This is a genomic window from Kitasatospora sp. NPDC086009 (assembly GCF_044540385.1).
Lineage (GTDB): Bacteria > Actinomycetota > Actinomycetes > Streptomycetales > Streptomycetaceae > Kitasatospora.
In genome coordinates this window covers 260,814-282,242 of sequence record NZ_JBITSA010000012.1, presented here as the reverse complement: position 1 = coordinate 282,242, position 21,429 = coordinate 260,814, and the positions used below count along the sequence as shown (strand labels likewise).

The window sequence follows — 21,429 nt, the reverse complement described above, 5'->3', positions numbered from 1 at the left end:
CCGGGGCCCCCCCCCCCCCCCCCCCCCCCCCCCCCCCGCGCGCGCGCCCCCCGGGGCGGGCGGGCCGGGGGGGCCCCGCGCCGGGGCGTTCGTGGCCGCACCTCCGGGGTGGCGCGCGGCGCGGGAACGGCGAAGCGCCCGGCCGCCGAGATGGAGGCCGGGCGCTTCAGCGTGGCGTCAGAGCTGGACGCCGAAGTCCTGGGCGATGCCCGCGAGGCCGGAGGCGTAGCCCTGGCCGACGGCGCGGAACTTCCACTCGGCACCGTTGCGGTAGAGCTCGCCGAAGATCATGGCGGTCTCGGTGGCGGCGTCCTCGGAGAGGTCGTAGCGGGCGATCTCGGCACCGCCGGCCGCGTTGATCACGCGGATGTAGGCGTTGCGGACCTGGCCGAAGTTCTGCGAGCGGGCGACCGCGTCGTAGATCGAGACCGGGAAGGTGATCTTGACGGCCTCGGCCGGCAGGCCGGCGAGGTTGACGTTGATCGCCTCGTCGTCGCCGGCGCCCTCGCCGGTGCGGTTGTCACCGGTGTGGACGACGGTGCTGTCCGGGGTGCTGGTGTTGTTGAAGAAGACGAAGTGGCTGTTGGACAGCACCTTGCCGTCGGCGTTCAGCACGATCGCGCTGGCGTCGAGGTCGAACTCGGCGCCCGTCGTGGTCCGGACGTCCCAGCCGAGACCGACGGTGACCGCGGACAGGCCGGGGGCCTCCTTGGTCAGCGAGACGTTGCCACCCTTGGAGAGGCTCACTGGCATGGTGTTTGCTGTCCCTTCGTTGCTTTGCCGGGATAACGCGGGAGACCGTGGACTTGGTTCCACGCCGCGCGGCACACATTCTTCGGAGCGGATGACCGGTGGGCAATGGCCGGGGCCGAGCTCGCTCAGATTCGGCGGAAGCGGCCCTGAAGTGACCAGATGTTCGGATTGTCGGCCAGCTCGGGGTGCATGTCGAAGAGATCGGCCAGCGTGTCCTGGAGGAAATCCCGGGCCTCGCGGCGCAGGTCGCCGTGGCGGACCACCGCGGGCGCCTCGTCCGGCAGCCAGGTGGCGCTCACCTCGACCCAGTTGAACCGGCGGGCGAACCGCAGCAGCTCGGTGTTCTGGGTGAAGTCGAGGTCGCAGGCCTGCACCCGGGCGGCGCGGCCGCCGTCCGGGTCCCGGTCCAGCTCCTCGACGATGTCGCAGAGCGCCCAGGCGAAGTCCAGCACCGGCACCCAGCCCCAGGCGGTGGAGAGTTCCGAGCCGTCGGCGTCCAGGTAGACGTCGCCGCAGAAGAGGTCGTACCGCAGGGCGTGCACCGAGGCACTGCGGTAGTCGGTCTGCGGGGGGTCGGGGAAGCGGTTGGAGAGGGAGTAGCCGAGCTCGATCACGTACGCCATTGTCGGGGCTGCGGGCGGTCCCGGATAACCGGGTGACCGGATAACCGCGTGACCGGGGGCGCGGGGCACGGGATGATGGGCGCATGCCCGAGCCCATTCGCGTCCGGGGATCGGTGGTCGTCCCCGACGCCGAGCTCGTCTGGCGCTTCTCCCGTTCCTCCGGCCCCGGTGGCCAGCACGTCAACACCTCCGACACCCAGGTCGAGCTGCGCTACGACCTGGCCGCCTCCGCGGCGCTGCCCGAGGTGTGGAAGCAGCGCGCCCTGGAGCGGCTGGCGGGGCGGCTGGTGGACGGGCGGGTGCTCGTGGTGCGCGCGTCGGAGCACCGCTCGCAGTGGCGCAACCGCGAGGTCGCCGCAGCCCGGCTGGCGTCCCTGCTGGGGGAGGCCACCGCACCGCCGCCGAAGGCCCGCCGGGCGACGAAGCCCAGCCGGGGCATGGTGGAGCGGCGGCTGACCAACAAGCGGCACCGCGCCGAGCTGAAGCAGGGCCGGCGCTCGCCGAAGGGCGAGTAGCGCGTCGGCCGCGGTCAGCCGAGCTGCCGGTAGCCGCCGTGGAAGTAGAGCAGCGGGCGGCCGCCGGCGTGCGGTACCGCGGCCTCCAGGACGCGGCCGAGCAGCAGGGTGTGGTCGCCGGCGGCTATCCGCTGCTCGGTGCGGCACTCCACGGTGGCGAGCGCGCCGTCGATCAGCGGCGCTCCGCTGCGCCGGCCCCGGTGGTGCGGGGCGTCGGCGAACAGCAGCCGGTCGCTGAGCCGGCCCTTCATGGCGAACCGGGAGCCGAGCGCCTTCTGCTCCTCGGCGAGCAGGGAGACCGCCCAGGTGTCGGCGCGGGAGAGCACCTCGTCCATCCGGGAGTCCTCGCGGACGGAGATCAGCACCAGCGGCGGTTCCAGCGAGACGGAGAGGAAGGACGTGGCGGTCATGCCGACGTCCTCGCCGTCCTCCGGGTCGTGGACGGTCACCAGGCTCACGCCGGAGGCGAGCTGGGAGAGGGCCGCCCGGAACTCGTCGGGCGTCGCTTGGGAGGCAGCTTCGGGCTGCGGAGCCGAGTACACGTACCGCACGGTAGTCGGCGGCCGCGCGAAACGGCATCGGGCCGTGGTCGTAGGACCATCGGCGCAGAGGTTACGTTCCGCGCCGAGGCTCACCCTCAGGGGTGAAGTGGAGGGACTGCCGGGCGGCAGGCGGCTTCAGTGCACGGGCAATGCGGCCGACCACCAGAAATGTTCCTATAAAGCCTTATGTCCCGTTATGGGGCGGATGAGCTGATTAAGGGCGCATAAGTGTCGTGTGATTTAAGTCACAAGTGGTGGCCTATTGCTGACCGAGCGTGCCGAACGCTGTGCTCCCTGTGATTCAGTTCTTCTGGCAATCGGACGATAACCATTCAAGAACTATCCGAAGCAGCCGGGGAGCCCCCGCATGGAAGCCGAGTCGGAGCCGTACGTCCGCCTCGCGACCCTCCGCACCTTGCACCGGGTCGTGGCGGACCTCAACGCTGCCCGCAGCCTGGCGGGCACGCTGCAGGCTGTGGTCGAGGGTGCGGTCCACGGGCTCGGATTCGACGCCGCGGCGGTCAGCCTGGTCCGTCCGGACGGCGACCTCGTGGTGGCGGCCGTCTGGGAGCTGGAGGAGAGCGCCATGGGCGGCCCCTCCGTCCTGCTCGGCCAGGTCGGCTCGCGCGAGTCCTGGGACCGGCTGCTCGGCGTCAGCGACCACTGGGGCACCCTGCGCTTCCTGCCCTACGACCGCGGCTGGGCCGTGGCCAGCGACATCCCGCGCTGGATCGGTGACGGCCCGATGCCCGTCTACGCCAACGACTGGCACCCCGCGGACGGGCTGCTCGCCCCGATGTACAGCGCCGGCGGCGACCTGCTCGGCGTGCTCTCGGTGGACCGCCCGCGCAGCGGCAAGCGACCCGGGGCCTGGACCCGCGAGGCGCTGGAGATGTTCTCGCTGCAGGCCTCCATCGCGATCGGCAACGCCCGGCTGCGGGCCGAGATGCAGCGCGCGCTGGCCCGCCTGGAGAAGGAGCAGCAGGCCCTGCGGGCCAGCGAGGAGAGCTTCCGCCAGGCCTTCGAGTACGCGCCCAGCGGGATGGCCATCACCGAGCTGCACGGCGCCGGGCGCGGCCAGCTGACCAGGGTCAACGACGCGCTCTGTCGACTGCTCGGCCGCCCCCGCGCGGTGCTGCGCCAGCAGAGCTTCGCCGACCTCGTCCACCCCGACGACCGGGCCCTGCTGGAGCGCACCAGTGCCGAGAGCGGCCGGGCCGAGCTGCGGCTGTCCCGCCGGGACGGCGGATACCAGTGGGTGTGCCTGCGCAACTCGATCGTCGCGGACGCGGCCGAGGGCCCGAGCTTCCTGCTCACCCACGTCGAGGACATCGAGGACCGCAAGCGCCACGAGCTCCAGCTCGCCCACCGGGCCAGCCACGACGCGCTCACCGGGCTGCCGAACGGTGCCGAGCTGAAGGCCCGGCTGGGTCGGCGGCTCTGCAACGAACCGCAGACGGTCGGCGCCGTCGCCGGACACCCGGCCGGACACGGCGAGGGGGCGTACCCGCCGGCGTACGGCGGCTACGCCGTCGACTCCTACAGCGCGCACGCCGCCTACGAGGGGCTGGACGGGGCCGACCCGCGGACCGGCGGGACGCACGGCTACGGGCTGCCCGACGGCTACCCGGTGGCGGCCGCCGGCTACGGCGAGCACGAGCACGCGGTGGTCCCCGCCGACCACGGCCCGGGCGGGGACGTCTGGTCGGGCCCGTTCCGGTCGGGCGGCGCGGCCGCGGCGGACAAGGGGCTCGCGGTGCTCTTCTGCGACCTCGACGGCTTCAAGTCGATCAACGACCGGTTCGGCCACAACGCGGGCGACGCGGTGCTGGTCGAGGTCGCCCGCCGGCTGAGCCAGGCCGTCCGGGAGGGCGACACGGTGGCGCGCCTCGGCGGCGACGAGTTCGTGGTGCTGGCCGACGGCATCGGCCGCGAGGAGGCCAAGGACCTCGCCCACCGGCTGCGCAACGCGATCATCCCGCCGATGCGGATCGACGGCCGCGGGATGCGGGTCGGGGTCAGCCTCGGCGTCGGCTGGGCCGGCTGCGGGATGAGCATCGAGGAGGTGCTGCACACCGCCGACGAGCGGATGTACGACGAGAAGCGGGCCCGGGGCGGCGCGGTGCGCGGGGCCCGGGGCGAACGCTCCCACCGCCGGGCGGGTTAGGCCCGGGCGCCCGGTGTCCCGTGGCGGTGAGGTGAAAGCTACTCGCAGGTTGTCAAGGGGTCTTTTCGGCGGATCGGCTGCGGCAGGTAGGGTTCCCGGGTACGAGCGACCACCACGTGCGCCGACGGCAGGGAAGTCCGGCGGCGCCACCGCGATGGGGAGTTGACCACCGTGACGACCGCCGGCAGCAACGGAGTGCCCGAGGGCCCGGAGGGCGGTGCCCCCCAGGACGACGATCCCTTCGGCTACCTCTACCGTCCGGCCGGCGGCGGCGCCGCGCAGCCGGCCGAGCCGCAGCAGGGCGTACCCCGTACGTCGTACAACCGGCCGATGGCGGTCGGCCGTGCGCAGTACGGGCAGCAGCGCCAGCAGCCGTACCCGCCGCAGCAGGGCTACCCGCAGGGGCAGCCGTACCCGCCGCAGCAGGCCGAGTACGGCGGTGCGCCCACGCAGCACCAGCCGCCCGTGCCGCACCAGCCCGCGCAGCACCTGGAGTACGGCGGCGACGCGCCCACCCAGCAGACCCGGTACGCCGAGCGCTCCCGGCCGCAGCCGGGTGAGGAGCGGGCGAGCAGCGGGAGGAGCAAGGGCGCGGTGATCGGCGCGGTGGCGGTGGTCGCGGCCATCGCGATCGGCGCGGGCATAGCGCTCTCCACCGGAGATCCGGACGGCGGCAAGAGCGGAAAGAGCGGCACCCAGACCACGGCCCCGCCGGCCCCGAGCGCCACCACCGCCGGCCCGTCCGCCTCCGGCACGGCCTCGCCCGGCGCCACCGCCACCTCGGGTCCGGCCACCGTCGACGCGGGCCAGCTGCAGGGCCAGAACGCCCCGTCCGGCAACACCGTCAAGGGCGCCAAGTCGGCGGACGGCAGCTACCTGACCCTCCAGCCGGGTGCGACCGTGAGCTGGACCGGCGACATCGCCACGGCCGGCACGTACAAGCTGACCGTGCACTTCAACAACGCGGGCAGCGACGTGAAGGCCTCGGCCGCGGTCAACGGCAAGGACTGGCCGAGCGGGCTGTCGCTCAAGAACTACTCGCCCGGCAAGGACCCGGCGTCCTCCTGGTACACCACGTTCATACTCCCGCAGTTCCAGGCGGGCTCGAACACCGTCGCCATCATGAACCCGAGCGGCGGCCCGGTGCTGATCGACCAGCTGACCGTCGAGCCGTACGGCGGCTGACCGGCGCGCGGACGCGAAACGGCCGCCCGTTCCCGAGGGGGAGCGGGCGGCCGTCGCGCGTCCGGTGTCAGGCGGGCCGCACGGCGGCGAAGGTGTCGCCGCCGGTGATCCACTCGCCCCGGCGCATGACGGCGACGAGGTCGTAGCCGTCGGAGTCGAGGACGACGAGGTCGGCGTTCTTGCCGGCCTCCAGCGAGCCGGTCGAGTCGGCGAGACCGAGCAGGCGGGCCGGGACGGTGCTGAGCGATTCGACGGTCTCGGCCAGGGAGAGGCCGTTGACGGTGACGGAGCGCTTGAACGCGACGTCCAGGGTGAGCGTCGAGCCGGCGATCGCGCCGCCCTCGACCAGCCGCGCGACGCCGTCCTTGACCTCGACCTGGAGCGGGCCGAGGGGGTAGAGGCCGTCGCCCATCCCGGCGGCGCCCATGGCGTCGGTGATCAGCGCGACCCGGGAGGCGCCGGCCGTGCGGTAGGCGAGGTCGAGGACGGACGGGTGCAGGTGCACGCCGTCGTTGATCAGCTCGACGGTGACCCGCTCGTCCTCCAGCAGCGCCACGATCGGGCCCGGGGCGCGGTGGGCGATGCCGGGCATGGCGTTGAACAGGTGGGTCGCGACGGTGGCGCCGGCGTCGACGGCTTCGAGGGTCTTGGCGTAGTCCGAGTCGGTGTGGCCGACGGCGGCGATCACGCCGAGGTCGGCGAGCATCCGCACCGACTCCAGGCCGCCGGGCAGCTCGGGGGCGAGGGTGACCATCTTGGCGTGGCCGCGAGCCGCGTCGACGAGCTTGCGGACCAGCGCCGGGTCCGGGTCGCGCAGCAGGTCGGGGCGGTGCGCGCCGCAGCGGTTGTGGGAGATGAACGGGCCCTCGAAGTGGATGCCGGCCAGGACGCCGTCCTCGACGAGTTCGGACAGCACGCCGGCCTGGCGGGCGACCTCGTCGATCTCGCCGGTGACGGTGGAGGCGACCGTGGTGGTGGTGCCGTGTTCGAGGTGGACGCGGGCGGCCCGCAGGGCCTCCTCGGCGATCCCGGAGGCGTAGGAGGCGCCGCCGCCGCCGTGGACGTGCAGGTCCACGAAGCCGGGGACGACGGTGTACCCGGTCAGGTCGAGATCGCCCGGCCGCGCCGCGCCGCCCGTGATGCCGGCGATCCGGTCGCCCTCGACCGTGAGCCGGTCGCCCTCGACGACACCGCCCGGCAGGACCAGCCGGGCGCCGGCCAGGGCGATGCCCGCGGGCCGGGCCGCCGATTCGATTCGCGCGGTGGTCACGCGGTCACCTCCATGGAGAGCAGATCCCAGGCGAGCAGGCCGGCGCCCAGGGACGCGGCGGTGTCTTTGAGCATGGCGGGTACGACCTCGGGGGGCATCTGGAAGGTCAGCCGCTCGGAAACCGCCGCGCGCAGGGGCGTGAAGAGGGTGTCGCCGGCCTCGGCGAGGCCGCCGCCGACGATCACCGTGGACGGGTCGAGCAGGCTCTGGGCGAGCACGATGCCGTCGGCGAGGGCATCCACCGCGTGCTGCCAGACCGCGACCGCGCGGGGGTCCCCGGCGTCCACCGCGACGGCGCAGGATGCCGCGTCGGCGTCGGGGTCCCCGCTGGCCGCGGCCCAGGCCCGGGAGACGGCGGAGGCGGAGGCGAGGGTCTCCAGGCAGCCCCGGGCACCGCAGCCGCACCGCGGCCCGCCCGGGCGGACCACGACGTGGCCGATCTCGCCGCCGTAGCCGTGGGCGCCGGCCTCGATCCGGCCGCCGATGCCGATGGCGCCGGCGATCCCGGTGCCCAGCGCGACGAACAGGAAGCGCTCCACACCCCGCCCGGCGCCGAGGCGGCCCTCGGCGAGCCCGCCGGAGCGCACGTCGTGGCCGAGCGCGACCGGCATCGCGGTGCCGCCCGCCCCGGCCAGGCGCGCGCCCAGCAGTTCGCGCATCGGGAGGTCCCGCCAGCCGAGGTTGGCGGAGAAGACCGCGATGCCGTTCTTCTCGTCGATCGTCCCCGGGACGGCGACGCCCGCCGCCAGCGGGGCGACGCCGAAGCGGCTGCGACCTTCGTCCGCCAGGTCGGCGGCGAAGTCGAGGATGGCGGCGACGACGGCATCAGTGCCGTGCTCCCGCCCGGTCGGTCGGCGTGCCTCGAACAGCACGGAGCCGTCCTGGGCGAGCAGCGCGGCCTTCATGCCGGTGCCGCCTACATCGAGTGCGATGACGTGCTTCACGGAGGACAGTTTCCCTTGGCTGGGTCGGAGAGGTCTAGTCCAGCTGTCGGATTGGTCTGGTCCAAAGTAGGTGAGCTTTGTCGCAGAACCATGTGGTGTGCGGCACTTTGCGCCCGCCCGGAGAGGGCGGTTTTCACGCCGATTCATTGCGCATCGTGCAATGACCTCCGCACTTCGATAACTACCCGGCGGGGACGGCCCACAGGTGTGGACCACTGTGCACCGCATTTGGCAGGGTTGCCGCCTCCCCTCCGCCGGATTCCCCCCTCCGGCCCCCCGCTTCCTTTCACCCCCCGAAGGCGGTACCCGCGTTGATCAGGCGCGCCCAGGCCCCCACCCGGCTGCTCGGCACCGCGCTGGCCGGAGCGCTGCTGCTCACCGGCTGCGGCGGCCAGGACGACAAGACCGTCACCCTCAAGCTCGTGGCGGCCGACTACGGCGAGGACGCGGCCACCAGCTCCAAGCTGTACTGGGACGACGTCGCCCGCCGCTTCGAGGCCGCCAACCCGGACATCCGGATCGACGTCGAGGTGACGAGCTGGACCGACATCGGCAAGCGGGTCGACGACCTGGTGGCCGCCGGCAAGTCGCCCGACCTGCTGCAGACCGGTGGCTTCGCCGACCAGGCGGTGGCGAACCGGCTGTACCCGGCGGGTGACGTCCTCTCGCTGGAGACCCAGGCCAACATCATGGAGTCGTTCGCGCACGCCGGCCAGGTGCTCGGGACGCAGTACGGCATCCCGTTCGTCTCCTCCTCCCGGGTGCTGTTCTACAACAAGGCGGTCTTCCAGAAGGCCGGGATCACCCAGCCGCCGGCCACCTGGAACGAGCTCCGGCAGGCCGCCGAGAAGATCAAGGCCAAGGTGCCGGGGGTCACGCCGTACGGGCTGCCGCTCGGCCCCGAGGAGGCCCCGGCCGAGTCGATGCTGTGGACGCTGAGCGGTGGCGGCAGCCTCTCCGACGACGTCGGCAACTACACCATCGACAGCACGGAGAACCAGGCCACCTTCACCTGGCTGCGCACCAACCTGGTCGACACCAAGCTGACCAACCCCGATCCCGGGAAGACCAACCGCACGCCGATGTTCACCGACTTCGCGGCCGGGAAGGTCGCGATGCTCAACGGGCACCCGACGCTGCTGCGGATGGCGGCCAAGGGCAAGATCGACTTCGGCACGGCGCCGATCCCGAAGAAGGACGGGCTGGCGAAGACCGGCAGCCTCGGGGTGGCCGACTGGATGATGGCGTTCAAGGCGAACGGGCACCGCAACGAGATCCGCAAGTTCCTCAGCTTCGTGTACGCCAAGGACAACCAGCTCAAGTTCGACGAGACGTACAACCTGCTGCCGGTCACCCAGGACGCCTTCACCGCGGTGACCAAGGACGGGAGGCACGAGGACCTCAAGCAGTTCGCGGCCGGGCTGACCAACGCGAGCTTCTACCCCTTCGGGGACCCGGCCTGGGCGGACGTCAGCAACCGGATCAAGGCGGGGATCGGCGGCGCCGTGACGGGCGACGCCAAGCAGGTGCTGGAGGGGCTCCAGGAGTCCGCGGTGAAGGAGGCGGCCCGGGTCCGCAAGTGACGGATCCCGGGCCGGGCGGTCGGTGCGGACGTCAGAGGGTGATGGCGTAGGCCTTGCGGAGGGTCTCGTGGACCGTCCACGTGGTGCGGTCGCCGGCCCGCAGGACGGCGCAGTCGCCCGGACCGACCTCCAGGGTCGGGCCGCCGTCGACCTCGACGGTGGCCCGGCCGCTGAGCACCACGAACATCTCGTCGGCCTCGACGTCGGTGACCACGCCGGGGGTGATCTGCCAGATGCCGCGCAGCTGGCGGCCGTCGGGGGACTCGGAGAGCACGCGGCCGGAGACCTCGGGGGTGCCGGAGACGATCTGGGCCGGGTCGAGCGGGTCGGGTTCGAGCTCGGCGGTCGGGATGTGCACGGCGAAGCTGGGCGTCATGGGGGTGACGCTAGCCCGGGCGGGGACGCCGGCGGGGGCGCAAGGTGTGTCGCCTCGCCGGGGGAGAATGACACTCCGTAGTGCTGGACGGAGGTGGGTCGCGGATGGGTGCGGGGACGGACGGGCTCGACGAGCGGGACACGGCGGTGCTGGAGCTCGAAGGGCGGCAGTGGCGGACGGCCGGGGCCAAGGAGCGGGCGATCCGCGAGGAGCTGGGGCTCTCCAGCACGCGCTACTACCAGCTGCTGAACGCCCTGCTGGACCGGCCGGCGGCGCTGGCGCACGCGCCGGTGCTGGTGAACCGGCTGCGGCGGGTGCGGGAGGCACGGCGCGCGGCCCGGTAGCCCGGGTGGCCCCGGGCCGCTCGGGCTGCCGGGGCGTTCCCGGGTCCGGGGGCGGGTCGGGCCCGGAAGGCTGGGTAGGTTCCGGACATGGGTCTTGAGGACATGGGTCTTGAGGAGATGGCGGAGCCGGGGAACGAGGCCGGACGGGCGGGGCTGGAGGCGATCCTCCGGGCGCCCCGGGAGGCGGTGGTGGCGCTCGACTTCGACGGGACGCTGGCGCCGATCGTGGCGGATCCGAGCCGGGCGCGGGCGCATCCGGGGGCGGCGGGCGCGCTGGCGGAGCTGGCGCCCCGGGTCGGCGCGATCGTGGTGGTGACCGGCCGGCCGGCCGCCCTGGCGGTGGAGTACGGCGGGTTCGGCGACGTCGACGGCGTGGTGGTGCTCGGGCACTACGGGGCCGAGCGCTGGGAGGGCGGTGAGCTGACGGCGCCGCCGGCGCACCCGGGAGTGGCACGGGCACGGGCCGCGCTGGACGGCGTACTGGCGCGGGTCGGAGCGCCGGCCGGGACGTGGGTGGAGGACAAGGGGCGCTCGCTGGCCGTCCACACCCGGCGGACGGAGGCGCCGGAGGAGGCGTTCGAGCTGCTGCGCGCCCCGGTGGAGGCGCTGGCCGCCGAGCACGGGCTGGTGGTGGAGCCGGGCCGGCTGGTGCTGGAGCTGCGGCCGCCGGGCGTGGACAAGGGCGCCGCGCTGACCGGGTTCCTGCGCGAGCGGGCCGCCCGGGCGGTGCTCTACGCGGGGGACGACCTGGGGGACGTGGCGGCCTTCGCGGCCGTGGAGAAGCTGCGCGGCGAGGGGCTGGCCGGCCTGCTGGTGTGCAGCGGCACGGTCGACGGCGACGCGCCGGTGCGGGAGCTCGCCGACCGGGCGGACCTGGTGGTCGCCGGCCCGGCCGGCGTGGTGGGGCTGCTGACGGCGCTGGGAGCGGCGCTCGGGGACCGGGCCCAGGGCTCCTAGAGGCGGGCGGGGGGGGGGGGGGGGGGGGGGGGGGGGGGGCGCGGGCGGGGGGGGGGCGGCCCGCGGCGGGGGGGGGGGGGGTTCTCCGGGCCCGGGCCGCGGCGGGGGGGCCCGGGCCCCGGGGCCCCTCGGGGGGGCGGGGCCGGCGGGGGGGGGGGCCGCCGGCCGCCACGGCGGCGGTCAGTCCAGCGCCGTCAGCTGGTCGAGGAACCACTGCTGCGGCGGCAGCGCCGTCGAGGCGGCGGCGAGGCGCTTGGTGCGGTCGGCGCGCTCGTCCTCGGGCATGGTGAGCGCCGTGTGCAGGGCCTCCGCGGTGGCGATGACGTCGTACGGGTTGACGCACAGGGCGTCGTCGGCCAGCTCCGCGTGGGCGCCGGCCTCGCGGGAGAGCACCAGGGCGCAGCCGCGGTCGGAGACCACCGGTACCTCCTTGGCGACCAGGTTCATGCCGTCGCGGATCGGGTTCACCAGGGCGACGTCGGCCAACCGGTAGGCCGCGAGGGAGCGCGGGAAGTCGTCGTTGACGTGCAGGATCAGCGGCTGCCAGTCGGCGGTGCCGAACTCCGCGTTGATCTCGGCGGCGAGCCGCTCGACCTCGGCGGTGTAGGCGCGGTACTCGGCGAGGTCGGTGCGCGAGGGGTAGGCGAAGGCGATGTGCACCACGCTGTCCAGCCACTCGGGGCGGGTGCGGAGCAGGTGCCGGTAGGCCTGGAAGCCGCGGACGATGTTCTTGCTCAGCTCGGTGCGGTCGACCCGGACGACGGTGCGCCGCCCGCCGACCGCCTCGCGCAGGGTGGCGAGCCGCTCGTCGACGTCCGGGCGGTGGGACCGCTCGCGCAGGAAGTCGGCGTCGGCCCCGAGGGCGTGCACGCCGAGCCGGGTGGTGCGGCCCGCGTGCGTCACGGTGAGGGCCTCGCGGTCGACGTCCGCGCCGAGGACGTCCGCGCAGCAGTCGGCGAAGGCGAGGGCCCAGCGGCGGGTGAGGAAGGCGGCCCGGTCGGCGCCGAGGATGCCGGTGAGGACGCTCTCGGCGACGTCGTCCGGCAGCAGCCGGAAGTACTCGGGCGGGGCCCACGGGGTGTGCGAGAAGTGGCCGATGCGCAGGTCGGGGCGGGCGGTCCGGAGCAGGGCCGGGGCCAGCGAGAGGTGGTAGTCCTGGATCAGTACCGCGGCCCCGGGCGCGGCCTCGGCGGCGAGGGCCTCGGCGAAGGCGGCGTTGTAGGCGCGGTAGGACTGCCATTCGGAGCGGAACTCCGCGCCGAAGGAGGGGGCCGTCGGGGTGGCGTAGAGCAGGTGGTGGACGAACCAGAGGGTGGAGTTGGCGACGCCGTTGTAGGCGGCCGCGAAGGTCTCCGGGTCTATGTCCAGCATCCGGACGGCCTGTCCGCCGACGTCGTGGCCGGCTCGGTCGAGGCGGCCGTCGGGGGCCTCCCGGGCGGCCCGGCGGTCGGCGTCGCCGAGCGCCGCGCAGACCCAGACGGCATGCGGGTCGTCGATCGCGGAGAGTCCGGACACCAGCCCGCCGCCGCCCCGGCGCAGGGTCAGGGTGCCGTCGGCCGCGGTACTGAATGACACCGGTCCCCGGTTGGAGGCCACCAGTACGGTGGCGGAACCGGTCGCACTCGAACGTTCGGTCGTGAGATCGCCCATGGTTGGTACGTTGCCGTGGGCCCGGGTCGGCAAACCCCCGTCCGGCGTCAGGCCTGGTGGCCGTGGTGGGCGGCGTACTCCGGGACGGTGTGCATCGGGGGCCGTTCCTCCGCCGTGATCGCATGGGTGTGCGGGGTGAAGATGGCGGCGCCGCCGGCCGGGGGCCCGGCCGCGGTGCGCGGGTCCCGGGTGAACTGGGTGAGCAGCGGGTGGACCAGGTCGGCGGAGGCCTTCAGCCGGTGGGTCCGGTCCAGGCGTTCCAGGGCGGTGCGGTAGATGGTGGCGGCCATCCGGCCGAGTGCCTGGCTGTCCTGGTGGCGGTGGTGGCGTACGCCGACGTCCACCTGGGCGAGGGCGTCCAGGCCGGCGAGCTCCAGGGCGTCCACCAGGAGGCCGAGCTCCACGCCGTAGCCGGTGGGGAACGGCAGCCGTTCGAGCAGCGAGCGGCGGGCCGCGTACTCGCCGCCGAGCGGCTGGACGAAACCGGCGAGTTCCGGCCAGTGCAGGTTGAGCAGGGGGCGGGCGACCAGCTCGGTGACCCGTCCGCCGCCGGAGGGGACCACGGCGGCGTCGCCGGAGCCGGAGCCGTTCGTCACTTCGAGCGGCCGGTCGTACATGGCCTTGACCAGCTGGATGTCCGGCTCGGTGAGCAGCGGGCCGATGATGCCGGAGACGAAGGCGGGGTCGAAGGAGCGCAGGTCGGCATCGACGAAGCAGACGATCTCGCCGCTGGTGACCAGCAGCGAGCGCCAGAGCACCTCGCCCTTGCCGGGGGAGGCGGGCAGCCGGGGCAGGATGTCGTCGCGGTGGACGACCCGGGCGCCGGCCTCGGCGGCCGCGGCGGCGGTGCCGTCGACGGAGCCGGAGTCGACGACGACGAGTTCGTCGACGAGGGGCAGGCGTTCCATCAGCTCGCGGCGCACGGTGCGGACGATGTCGCCGACGGTGGCCTCCTCGTCCAGGGCGGGCAGCACCACGCTGACGGTGCCGGCCCGACCCGCCGCCTGCTTGGCCGCCAGCAGGGCGCCCACCGGGCGGTCGGCCGCGCTCCAGGAGCGGCGGCGCAGCCAGGACGCCGCCTTCGGGAGGAGCGCGGGTGTCGGTTCGGCGGGCACGGAACTCTCCTCGACGGATCGGGGTGGGACGGGGCATCTCGCGTGGCGGACGGTCCCGTTCAGGGTTGACGCCTTCGGATACAGTCTTCGTACAGCGATCGGACCTTCGCACGCCGGGGTCGCCGCTGAGCAGGACCACAACTTCACAGAGCTCATCCAGAGGGACTGAGGGAACGGCCCGTTGACGTCCCGGCAACCTTCTCGCACGGCAGGCCTCCGGCCCCGGCGGGACAGGTGCCAATTCCGGCCTGTGGCGCGCCCGCGTCACGGGGAAGATGAGGAGAGAGGCCTCCGCCATCATGGCTATCGACACCGCCGCAGCCGCCCCCGCGACCGTTGATCTCGGTCCCGCCGTCGCACTGTCCTGTCGGGAGTGCGGTACCCGGTTCCCGCTCGGTCCCAGCTTCGCCTGCCTGGAGTGCTTCGGGCCGCTGGAGATCGCCTACGACTTCGGGAGCGAGGGCGCGGAGGAGCTCCGCAAGCGGATCGAGGCCGGTCCGGCGTCGATCTGGCGCTACGCCCCGCTGCTGCCCGTCCCGGCCGACGTGGCCGACAAGCCGAACCTCAACCCGGGGTGGACCCCGCTGGTGAAGGCGGACAACCTGGGCCGCGAGCTCGGGTTCACCGCCCAGCTGCACGTCAAGGACGACTCCGGCAACCCGACGCACTCCTTCAAGGACCGGGTGGTCGCCTGCGCGATCGAGGCGGCCCGCGCGTTCCACTTCACGACCCTCTCCTGCTCCTCGACCGGCAACCTGGCCGGCGCGGTGGGCGCGGCGGCGGCCCGGGCCGGGTTCAAGTCCTGCGTGTTCATCCCGCACGACCTGGAGCAGGGCAAGGTCGTCATGGCCGGTGTCTACGGTGGCGAGCTGGTCGGCATCGAGGGCAACTACGACGACGTGAACCGCTTCTGCTCGGAGCTGATCGGCGACCCGGCCGGTGAGGGCTGGGGCTTCGTCAACGTCAACCTGCGCCCGTACTACGGCGAGGGTTCCAAGACGCTGGCGTACGAGATCTGCGAGCAGCTCGGCTGGCGGCTGCCGGAGCAGATCGTCATCCCGATCGCCTCGGGCTCGCAGCTGACGAAGATCGACAAGGGCCTGCAGGAGCTGATCAAGCTGGGCCTGGTCGAGGACCGGCCGTACCGGATCTTCGGCGCCCAGGCGGCGGGCTGCTCGCCGGTGTCGGCGGCCTTCAAGGCCGGCCAGGACGTGATCCGGCCGGTCAAGCCGGACACCATCGCCAAGTCGCTGGCGATCGGCAACCCGGCCGACGGCCCCTACGTGCTGGACATCGCCCGGCGCACCGGCGGGGCGGTCGAGGACGTCACCGACGCCGAGGTGGTCGCCGCGATCAAGCTGCTGGCCCGGACCGAGGGCATCTTCGCCGAGACCGCGGGCGGGGTGACCGTCGGCGTGCTGAAGAAGCTGGTCGAGACCGGACAGCTGGATCCGGCCAAGGAGACCGTCGCGATCAACACCGGTGACGGCCTGAAGACGCTGGACGCCGTCTCCGACTCCGGGATGACCACCGTCATCCGCCCGACGCTGGCCTCGTTCCGCGACGCCGGCCTCGCGTCCGCCTGACCCGCCCGCAGCCCCCGCAGCCCGTACCGGCCGCCCGGCCGCACCGCCCGAGGAGATCCCCCATGAGCGCCACCGTCCGCATCCCGACCATCCTGCGCACCTACACCGGCGGCGCCGCCGAGGTGGCCGCCGAGGGCGCCACCCTGGGCGACGTCATCGCCGACCTGGAGCGGAACCACGCCGGGATCGCCGCCCGGATCCTGGACGACGCCGGCAAGCTGCGCCGGTTCGTCAACGTCTACGTCAACGACGACGACGTCCGGTTCGCCGAGGGCCTGGCCACCGAGATCAAGGACGGCGCGAGCGTTTCGATCATTCCGGCGGTGGCCGGCGGCTGCTGATCCGCCCCTTTCCGACCTGGCCTTTCATCGGCCGACCCGTTTTCGACCGGGCCGTCCGTGCGTACGGAATTCCGATCTCCGTACGCGCGGGCGGCCCGCCGCATTCCGGCGGGAATATTTCGCGGTCCGGGGGAGTAGAGTGTGGCTCGTCCGGGAAGAGGGCCGCCCCACCCCCCTCGCGCCGGTACTCGAACTCCGTCCGCGCCCGTACCGCCGGTGTCTGTCCGGCCGCTGAGACCGGCGCCGGGGCCGTGACCGTGAAACATGTCAGGCCGATGTCAGAATTCTCGAAGGCATTTGAGTAATTCGTCCGCTATGTCCGGCGTGAAATGCCGATTTCCTCCCGCTTTGGTCTGGCCTGTCCCCTGGCGGACCTAGGGAATTCCCAGCGGTTGACCCTGTTGCAGAGGGCGTCGATCCGGATACATTCAGCCGCGGTCGACGCAATCACCCGCTCACCGGAGGCCTTCCGGTGGTCTCCGCGGACGATTGTGGCGTGCACGGCTGCGCCCAGGGGGGGTTCCCCGGGCCGGCCTCAAACCAGACCCGGGCCCGCGACCTGCGGGCGCGTGAAGGGCCAGCACAGCACTAGGGGAGTTCGGAATGGCTCAGGGCACCGTCAAGTGGTTCAACGCGGAGAAGGGCTACGGCTTCATCGCGGTCGACGGTGGTGCGGACGTCTTCGTCCACTACAGCGCGATCCAGATGGACGGCTACCGCACCCTTGAGGAGGGCCAGCGGGTCGAGTTCGAGATCTCTCAGGGGCAGAAGGGCCCGCAGGCGGACATGGTCCGCGCCGCGGTCTGACCTTTCCGACCCCAGGAGTTCGGCTCGGCCCATTCGGCTGGTGCACCTCTTGCTTCACGACGGGCCCGTACGACACATGTCGTACGGGCCCGTCGGCATGTCCGGCGGGGGCCCGCGCGGCGTCCGGCGCGGGGGTGCCGGACACCGCGGCGGCGGCCCGTCGGGGGCTCGTCGGGGGCTCGCCGACGGCGGCCGCAGGGGGCGGACGCGGCTCGCGGGTTGGGCGATTGGGCTTGCACTCGCCTACCCGGAGTGCTAATCATTGGCGTTAGCACTCACAGTGTGAGAGTGACAGCGGACTGGGTCGGTGAGGCCCCCGGGAGCGGTAGGGGAAAGGACCCCCGCACACCAGGGCCGTCCGTCGCGGGCACCCCTTGGTCCGAGCAGTCGACCGTGTCCCGGAGGACCACTTCTGATGGCCAAGATCATCGCCTTTGATGAGGAAGCTCGCCGCGGCCTTGAGCGTGGCATGAACCAGCTCGCCGACGCGGTGAAGGTCACGCTCGGCCCCAAGGGCCGCAACGTCGTGCTGGAGAAGAAGTGGGGCGCCCCCACGATCACCAACGACGGTGTCTCCATCGCCAAGGAGATCGAGCTCGAGGACCCCTACGAGAAGATCGGCGCGGAGCTCGTCAAGGAGGTCGCCAAGAAGACCGACGACGTCGCGGGTGACGGCACCACCACCGCCACCGTGCTGGCCCAGGCGCTCGTTCGCGAGGGTCTGCGCAACGTCGCCGCCGGCGCCAACCCGATGGCCCTGAAGCGCGGTATCGAGAAGGCCGTCCAGGCCGTCTCGGACCAGCTGCTGGCCCAGGCCAAGGACGTGGAGACCAAGGAGCAGATCGCCTCCACCGCCTCCATCTCGGCCGCCGACACCCAGATCGGCGAGCTCATCGCCGAGGCCATGGACAAGGTCGGCAAGGAAGGCGTCATCACCGTCGAGGAGAGCAACACCTTCGGTCTGGAGCTCGAGCTCACCGAGGGCATGCGCTTCGACAAGGGCTACATCTCCGCCTACTTCGCCACTGACCTGGAGCGGATGGAGGCGACGTTCGAGGACCCGTACATCCTCATCGCCAACTCCAAGATCGGCTCGGTCAAGGACCTGCTCCCGCTGCTGGAGAAGGTCATGCAGAGCGGCAAGCCGCTCGTCATCATCGCCGAGGACGTCGAGGGCGAGGCCCTGTCGACCCTGGTCGTGAACAAGATCCGCGGCACCTTCAAGTCCGTCGCCGTCAAGGCCCCGGGCTTCGGCGACCGCCGCAAGGCCATGCTCGGCGACATCGCCATCCTCACCGGTGGCACCGTGATCTCCGAGGAGGTCGGCCTCAAGCTGGAGAACGCCGGCGTCGACCTGCTGGGCACCGCCCGCAAGGTGGTCATCACCAAGGACGAGACCACCATCGTCGACGGTGGCGGCGACAGCGACCAGGTCGCCGGCCGCGTGAACCAGATCCGTGCCGAGATCGAGAACAGCGACTCGGACTACGACCGCGAGAAGCTCCAGGAGCGCCTCGCCAAGCTGGCCGGCGGCGTGGCCGTCATCAAGGCCGGCGCGGCCACCGAGGTGGAGCTCAAGGAGCGCAAGCACCGCATCGAGGACGCCGTCCGCAACGCGAAGGCCGCCGTCGAGGAGGGCATCGTCGCCGGTGGTGGCGTCGCGCTGCTGCAGGCCGGTGTCGCGTTCGACAAGCTGGAGCTGGAGGGCGACGAGGCCACCGGTGCCAACATCGTCCGCGTGGCGCTGGAGGCCCCGATCAAGCAGATCGCGACCAACGCCGGCCTCGAGGGCGGTGTCGTGGTGGAGAAGGTGCGCAACCTCCCCGCCGGTCACGGCCTGAACGCCGCCACCAACACCTACGTCGACCTCATCGCCGAGGGCATCATCGACCCGGCGAAGGTCACCCGTTCCGCGCTGCAGAACGCCGCCTCCATCGCGGCGCTCTTCCTCACCACCGAGGCCGTCATCGCCGACAAGCCGGAGAAGGCCGCCGCGGCCGCCGGCGGCGGCATGCCGGGCGGTGACATGGACTTCTGATCCCCTCCGGGATCGGTCGTTTCCCGATCGCACGGGCGGTTCCCCTCGGGGAGCCGCCCGTGCGGCGTTGTGTCCGGCGCCGTTTTGGGACAATGGACGGATGGCTGCCACCGCTGATGACATCGAGACCGCCCTGCACAACGCGCGGGCGCTGATCCTGGCCGACCTGACCGCGCGGGACGTGGCGGACGCCGCCGTGGTGTCGCTGGTCGAGGACGCCGTGACGCACCGCCGGTGGTGGCTTGAGCAGTGGCCGGACGGCGCCGAGTACGTGCTCGGGCTGGTCGCCCAGGACGTCCAGGACGCACTGCTGGAGGCCTACGGCCGCTGGCCGCTCTGCACCTCCTGCGCGGCCGACGGGGACCCGCACGCGCTGGGCGTCGAGCCCGAGCTGGGGCCGGAGCCGCACTGGGTCTGCGGCAAGGCGGGGGCGGTGGTGGCGCCCGTCGGCCGGCTCGACGGCTGATCCTGCCCCGGCCCGGCTCCGGCGCTCCGTGCGCCGGGCCGGGCCTTCGCGCGTCCTGGGCGGACCGGCCGCTCAGTGAGTCATCGAGTCGGCGCGTCAGCCTTCGAGCCGGTCGAGTTCGGCCGCCAGGTTGGCCCGGGCGGCGGCGTCGAAGCGCTCGCGGGCGAGGGGCGTGCGGTAGAGCGCGGGCAGGGCCAGGAGCCGGCGCAGGATGTCGGCCCGCCCGGCGCGGAAGTCCGGCTCCGGGACGAAGGCGTACTCCTCGCGCACCGCGGCCGCGTAGGCGGCGTACGCCCGCGGGTCGCCGCCGAGGACGGCGAGGTCCGCGTCGCAGAGCACCTCGCCGTCCCGGTCGCCGGGTTCGGGGCGGTGCGAGACGGTGAGCCGGACCAGACGGGCCACCTCGGCGGTCCGCGGCTCGGACAGGCCCGCCTCGGTGAGCGCCCGGACGGCGAGGGCGGCGCTGCGCTCCTCGTTCTCGGAGCGGTCCGGGCGGTAGACGGCGTCGTGGAACCAGGCGGCCAGCCGGACGGTGTCCGGGTCCTCGGCGTGCGCGGCGAGCACGTCCACGTGGCCGAGCACCGCCCGCAGGTGGGCGGTGGTGTGGTAGCGGCGCTGCGGTTCGGCCCAGCGGCCCAGCAGGTCGCGGCCGTACGGCGCGGGGTCGGCGCCGGCGCCGCAGCGGCGCAGCAGGGCGGTCCAGTCGGCGAGCAGGTCGGCCGGGACGGGGGCGGCGGGCTGGTTCGGCATGGGCTCATTCTGGCGGGTGCCGGTCGCGGTACGGGCGGAGTCCGGCGGGTCCACTGGACGCATATGTAGTTTGACGATATATGTAGTCCTATGACAGAACGAGCCATGCAGGAGCCGACGCTGCTTCTGCTCACCGCGCTGGCCGACGCGCCCAGACACGGCTACGCGCTCATCCAGGAGGTCGCCGCGATCTCCGACGGCCGGGTGAAGATGCGCACCGGCACCCTCTACGGCGCGCTCGACCGGCTGCTCCAGCAGGGCCTGATCGAGGTCGCCGCCGAGGAGGTCGTGGACGGCCGGGCCCGGCGCAGCTACGCGCTGACGCCGGCCGGCCGCGGCGCGCTGGCGGCCGAGGCGGGGCGGCTGCGGGCCGTCGCCTCCGAGGCCGAGCGCCGGCTCTCCGCCGTGCTCTCGATGGTCAGGGGGGTCTTCGCGTGAGCATGCAGACCATCGACCGGCCGGTCGCCCTGCGGGCGGCGCTCCAGCTCTACCCGGCCCGCTACCGCCGCGAGCGCGGCGAGGAGCTGGCCGCGGTCTTCGCCGACACCACGGCGGAGGCGGACCGGCCCACCCTGCTGCGGGAGGCGCTGGACCTCGCCGCCTACGGCCTGCGGATGCGCGCCCGGCTGACCTCGGCGTCGGCGGCCGGGCGGCTGCTGGCGCTGGCGGTTCCGCTGGTGGCCGGCACCGCCGCGGGGGCCGCCCTCTACCCGTGGGTCAGCGACCCCGACCTGATCGCCTGGCGGATCCAGGGGGCGCACTCCTCGGTCCTGCTGGCGCTGACCGTGTTCGCGCTGCCGGTGGCCTCGCTGCTGCTGGCGGTGGCCGCGGTGCTGGGGCACTGGACGGCGGCCCGGGTCCTGTCGATCGGGGTGGTCGGTGCCGGTCTGCTGAACCTGGCCGACTCCGTCCTGGGCGCTGGGTCCGTCACCTGGTGGTGGTTCTCCTACAGCTCCACCTCCGCGCTGCCGTTCGTGCTGTCCGGCCTGCTGGTGCTCGCCGCACCGGGGGACCTGCTGGGCCGGCCGACCTGGCGGACCGCGGCCCTGGTGCCGCTGGGCGCGGTCGGGGGTCTGCTGGTGGTCACCGCCCAGGGCGGCTGGGACACCCGGTACCTGATGAACGACCCGTGGGCCGCCCTGCTGCTGGTGGTTCCGCTGCTGCTGGTGTGCGCCGCGGCGCGCGGTTGGCTGGTGCCGGCGGCGATCGGGCTGGCGGTGCTGCCGCTGACCCTCTCGTTCAGCCTGTTCAGCCTCTGGGAGTCGGCCGGTGGGATCTGGAACCTGTTGGGGGTCGGCGCGGTCGGCGCGGCGTTCGTGGCGGTGGCCGGGATCGGCTGGCGGGGCATCGAGGGTCTGCGCCGCTCGGCTCTGTGACCGATCGGCCGTACGGGCCTCGCCGGGCGCCTCGCGATGTG

22 protein-coding genes and 1 riboswitch are annotated in these 21,429 nt (G+C 73.2%); of the genes, 13 read left to right on the top strand and 9 right to left on the bottom strand.

The window, feature by feature from the left end; translation table 11 throughout:
* Window positions 1–177: 177 nt before the first annotated feature.
* The gene (locus ACIF6L_RS26275; protein ID WP_329489133.1) at window positions 178–753 is read right to left on the bottom strand and encodes a TerD family protein; all 576 of its coding nucleotides are present in this window, start codon (window positions 751–753) and stop codon (window positions 178–180) included.
* A gap of 125 nt (window positions 754–878) precedes the next feature.
* Window positions 879–1,367 carry a hypothetical protein gene (locus tag ACIF6L_RS26270; protein ID WP_359835506.1) on the bottom strand — a complete coding sequence of 163 codons (489 nt, stop codon included), beginning with the start codon at window positions 1,365–1,367 and terminating at the stop codon, window positions 879–881.
* A 92-nt stretch (window positions 1,368–1,459) separates the two neighbouring features.
* On the opposite strand from ACIF6L_RS26270, the gene arfB reads away from it, so the two are divergent.
* Window positions 1,460–1,891 (top strand): alternative ribosome rescue aminoacyl-tRNA hydrolase ArfB, encoded by a 432-nt coding sequence (arfB, locus tag ACIF6L_RS26265; RefSeq protein WP_329489135.1) that lies wholly within the window; start codon window positions 1,460–1,462, stop codon window positions 1,889–1,891.
* 14 nt (window positions 1,892–1,905) lie between these two features.
* On the opposite strand, the gene ACIF6L_RS26260 is transcribed toward arfB, so the two are convergent.
* Window positions 1,906–2,433 carry a flavin reductase family protein gene (locus ACIF6L_RS26260; RefSeq protein ID WP_359835509.1) on the bottom strand — a complete coding sequence of 176 codons (528 nt, stop codon included), beginning with the start codon at window positions 2,431–2,433 and terminating at the stop codon, window positions 1,906–1,908.
* Between the two features lie 367 nt (window positions 2,434–2,800).
* Here ACIF6L_RS26260 and ACIF6L_RS26255 point away from each other — a divergent pair, with 367 nt between their 5' ends.
* Window positions 2,801–4,600, top strand: a complete 1,800-nt coding sequence (locus ACIF6L_RS26255; protein WP_396488886.1) for a diguanylate cyclase domain-containing protein — start codon at window positions 2,801–2,803, stop codon at window positions 4,598–4,600.
* 162 nt (window positions 4,601–4,762) lie between these two features.
* A complete protein-coding gene (locus ACIF6L_RS26250; RefSeq protein WP_396488885.1) occupies window positions 4,763–5,785 on the top strand; it encodes a hypothetical protein in 1,023 nt (340 codons plus the stop codon).
* A 67-nt stretch (window positions 5,786–5,852) separates the two neighbouring features.
* Here the strand turns inward: ACIF6L_RS26250 and nagA are convergent, their stop codons facing one another.
* Window positions 5,853–7,055, bottom strand: coding sequence for an N-acetylglucosamine-6-phosphate deacetylase (nagA, locus tag ACIF6L_RS26245; protein ID WP_329489139.1), 1,203 nt, complete (start codon window positions 7,053–7,055; stop codon window positions 5,853–5,855).
* Window positions 7,052–7,999, bottom strand: coding sequence for an ROK family protein (locus tag ACIF6L_RS26240; RefSeq protein ID WP_359803826.1), 948 nt, complete (start codon window positions 7,997–7,999; stop codon window positions 7,052–7,054). Before ACIF6L_RS26240 ends, nagA begins: the two co-directional genes overlap by 4 nt.
* A gap of 311 nt (window positions 8,000–8,310) precedes the next feature.
* Between ACIF6L_RS26240 and ACIF6L_RS26235 the strand changes: the two genes are divergently transcribed.
* Window positions 8,311–9,582, top strand: coding sequence for an extracellular solute-binding protein (locus tag ACIF6L_RS26235; protein WP_329489141.1), 1,272 nt, complete (start codon window positions 8,311–8,313; stop codon window positions 9,580–9,582).
* Between the two features lie 31 nt (window positions 9,583–9,613).
* Here the strand turns inward: ACIF6L_RS26235 and ACIF6L_RS26230 are convergent, their stop codons facing one another.
* Window positions 9,614–9,958, bottom strand: a complete 345-nt coding sequence (locus ACIF6L_RS26230) for a cupin domain-containing protein (protein ID WP_396488882.1) — start codon at window positions 9,956–9,958, stop codon at window positions 9,614–9,616.
* A gap of 104 nt (window positions 9,959–10,062) precedes the next feature.
* Between ACIF6L_RS26230 and ACIF6L_RS26225 the strand changes: the two genes are divergently transcribed.
* Window positions 10,063–10,302 (top strand): DUF3263 domain-containing protein, encoded by a 240-nt coding sequence (locus tag ACIF6L_RS26225; protein WP_329489143.1) that lies wholly within the window; start codon window positions 10,063–10,065, stop codon window positions 10,300–10,302.
* Between the two features lie 87 nt (window positions 10,303–10,389).
* Window positions 10,390–11,259, top strand: a complete 870-nt coding sequence (otsB, locus tag ACIF6L_RS26220; RefSeq protein WP_396488881.1) for a trehalose-phosphatase — start codon at window positions 10,390–10,392, stop codon at window positions 11,257–11,259.
* A gap of 180 nt (window positions 11,260–11,439) precedes the next feature.
* Here the strand turns inward: otsB and ACIF6L_RS26215 are convergent, their stop codons facing one another.
* Both ACIF6L_RS26215 and ACIF6L_RS26210 read right to left on the bottom strand, forming a co-directional pair.
* Window positions 11,440–12,909, bottom strand: coding sequence for a trehalose-6-phosphate synthase (locus tag ACIF6L_RS26215; protein ID WP_329489145.1), 1,470 nt, complete (start codon window positions 12,907–12,909; stop codon window positions 11,440–11,442).
* Between the two features lie 47 nt (window positions 12,910–12,956).
* Entirely contained in the window at window positions 12,957–14,024 is a 1,068-nt protein-coding gene (locus ACIF6L_RS26210; protein ID WP_329489146.1) for a glucosyl-3-phosphoglycerate synthase, read from the bottom strand.
* A gap of 149 nt (window positions 14,025–14,173) precedes the next feature.
* Window positions 14,174–14,306, top strand: a riboswitch (SAM riboswitch).
* Between the two features lie 17 nt (window positions 14,307–14,323).
* Between ACIF6L_RS26210 and thrC the strand changes: the two genes are divergently transcribed.
* The 5 genes from thrC to ACIF6L_RS26185 all read left to right on the top strand — a co-directional run bounded on the left by thrC (window position 14,324) and on the right by ACIF6L_RS26185 (window position 19,262).
* Window positions 14,324–15,610: a threonine synthase gene (gene thrC / locus ACIF6L_RS26205; protein WP_329489147.1), complete on the top strand. Its 1,287-nt coding sequence runs from the start codon at window positions 14,324–14,326 to the stop codon at window positions 15,608–15,610.
* 62 nt (window positions 15,611–15,672) lie between these two features.
* A complete protein-coding gene (locus ACIF6L_RS26200) occupies window positions 15,673–15,951 on the top strand; it encodes a ubiquitin-like small modifier protein 1 (protein ID WP_329489148.1) in 279 nt (92 codons plus the stop codon).
* A gap of 603 nt (window positions 15,952–16,554) precedes the next feature.
* Window positions 16,555–16,758, top strand: a complete 204-nt coding sequence (locus ACIF6L_RS26195; protein ID WP_030289665.1) for a cold-shock protein — start codon at window positions 16,555–16,557, stop codon at window positions 16,756–16,758.
* Between the two features lie 415 nt (window positions 16,759–17,173).
* Window positions 17,174–18,796, top strand: a complete 1,623-nt coding sequence (groL, locus tag ACIF6L_RS26190) for a chaperonin GroEL (protein ID WP_329489149.1) — start codon at window positions 17,174–17,176, stop codon at window positions 18,794–18,796.
* A 100-nt stretch (window positions 18,797–18,896) separates the two neighbouring features.
* Window positions 18,897–19,262 (top strand): hypothetical protein, encoded by a 366-nt coding sequence (locus ACIF6L_RS26185; protein ID WP_329489150.1) that lies wholly within the window; start codon window positions 18,897–18,899, stop codon window positions 19,260–19,262.
* 96 nt (window positions 19,263–19,358) lie between these two features.
* Here ACIF6L_RS26185 and ACIF6L_RS26180 read toward each other — a convergent pair whose 3' ends face one another.
* Entirely contained in the window at window positions 19,359–20,012 is a 654-nt protein-coding gene (locus ACIF6L_RS26180; RefSeq protein ID WP_396488880.1) for a hypothetical protein, read from the bottom strand.
* Window positions 20,013–20,102: 90 nt separating this feature from the next.
* Between ACIF6L_RS26180 and ACIF6L_RS26175 the strand changes: the two genes are divergently transcribed.
* Window positions 20,103–20,450, top strand: coding sequence for a PadR family transcriptional regulator (locus tag ACIF6L_RS26175; RefSeq protein WP_352297299.1), 348 nt, complete (start codon window positions 20,103–20,105; stop codon window positions 20,448–20,450).
* Window positions 20,447–21,388 (top strand): hypothetical protein, encoded by a 942-nt coding sequence (locus ACIF6L_RS26170; protein WP_396488878.1) that lies wholly within the window; start codon window positions 20,447–20,449, stop codon window positions 21,386–21,388. The genes ACIF6L_RS26175 and ACIF6L_RS26170 overlap by 4 nt, the downstream gene beginning before the upstream one ends.
* Window positions 21,389–21,429 lie beyond the last annotated feature (41 nt).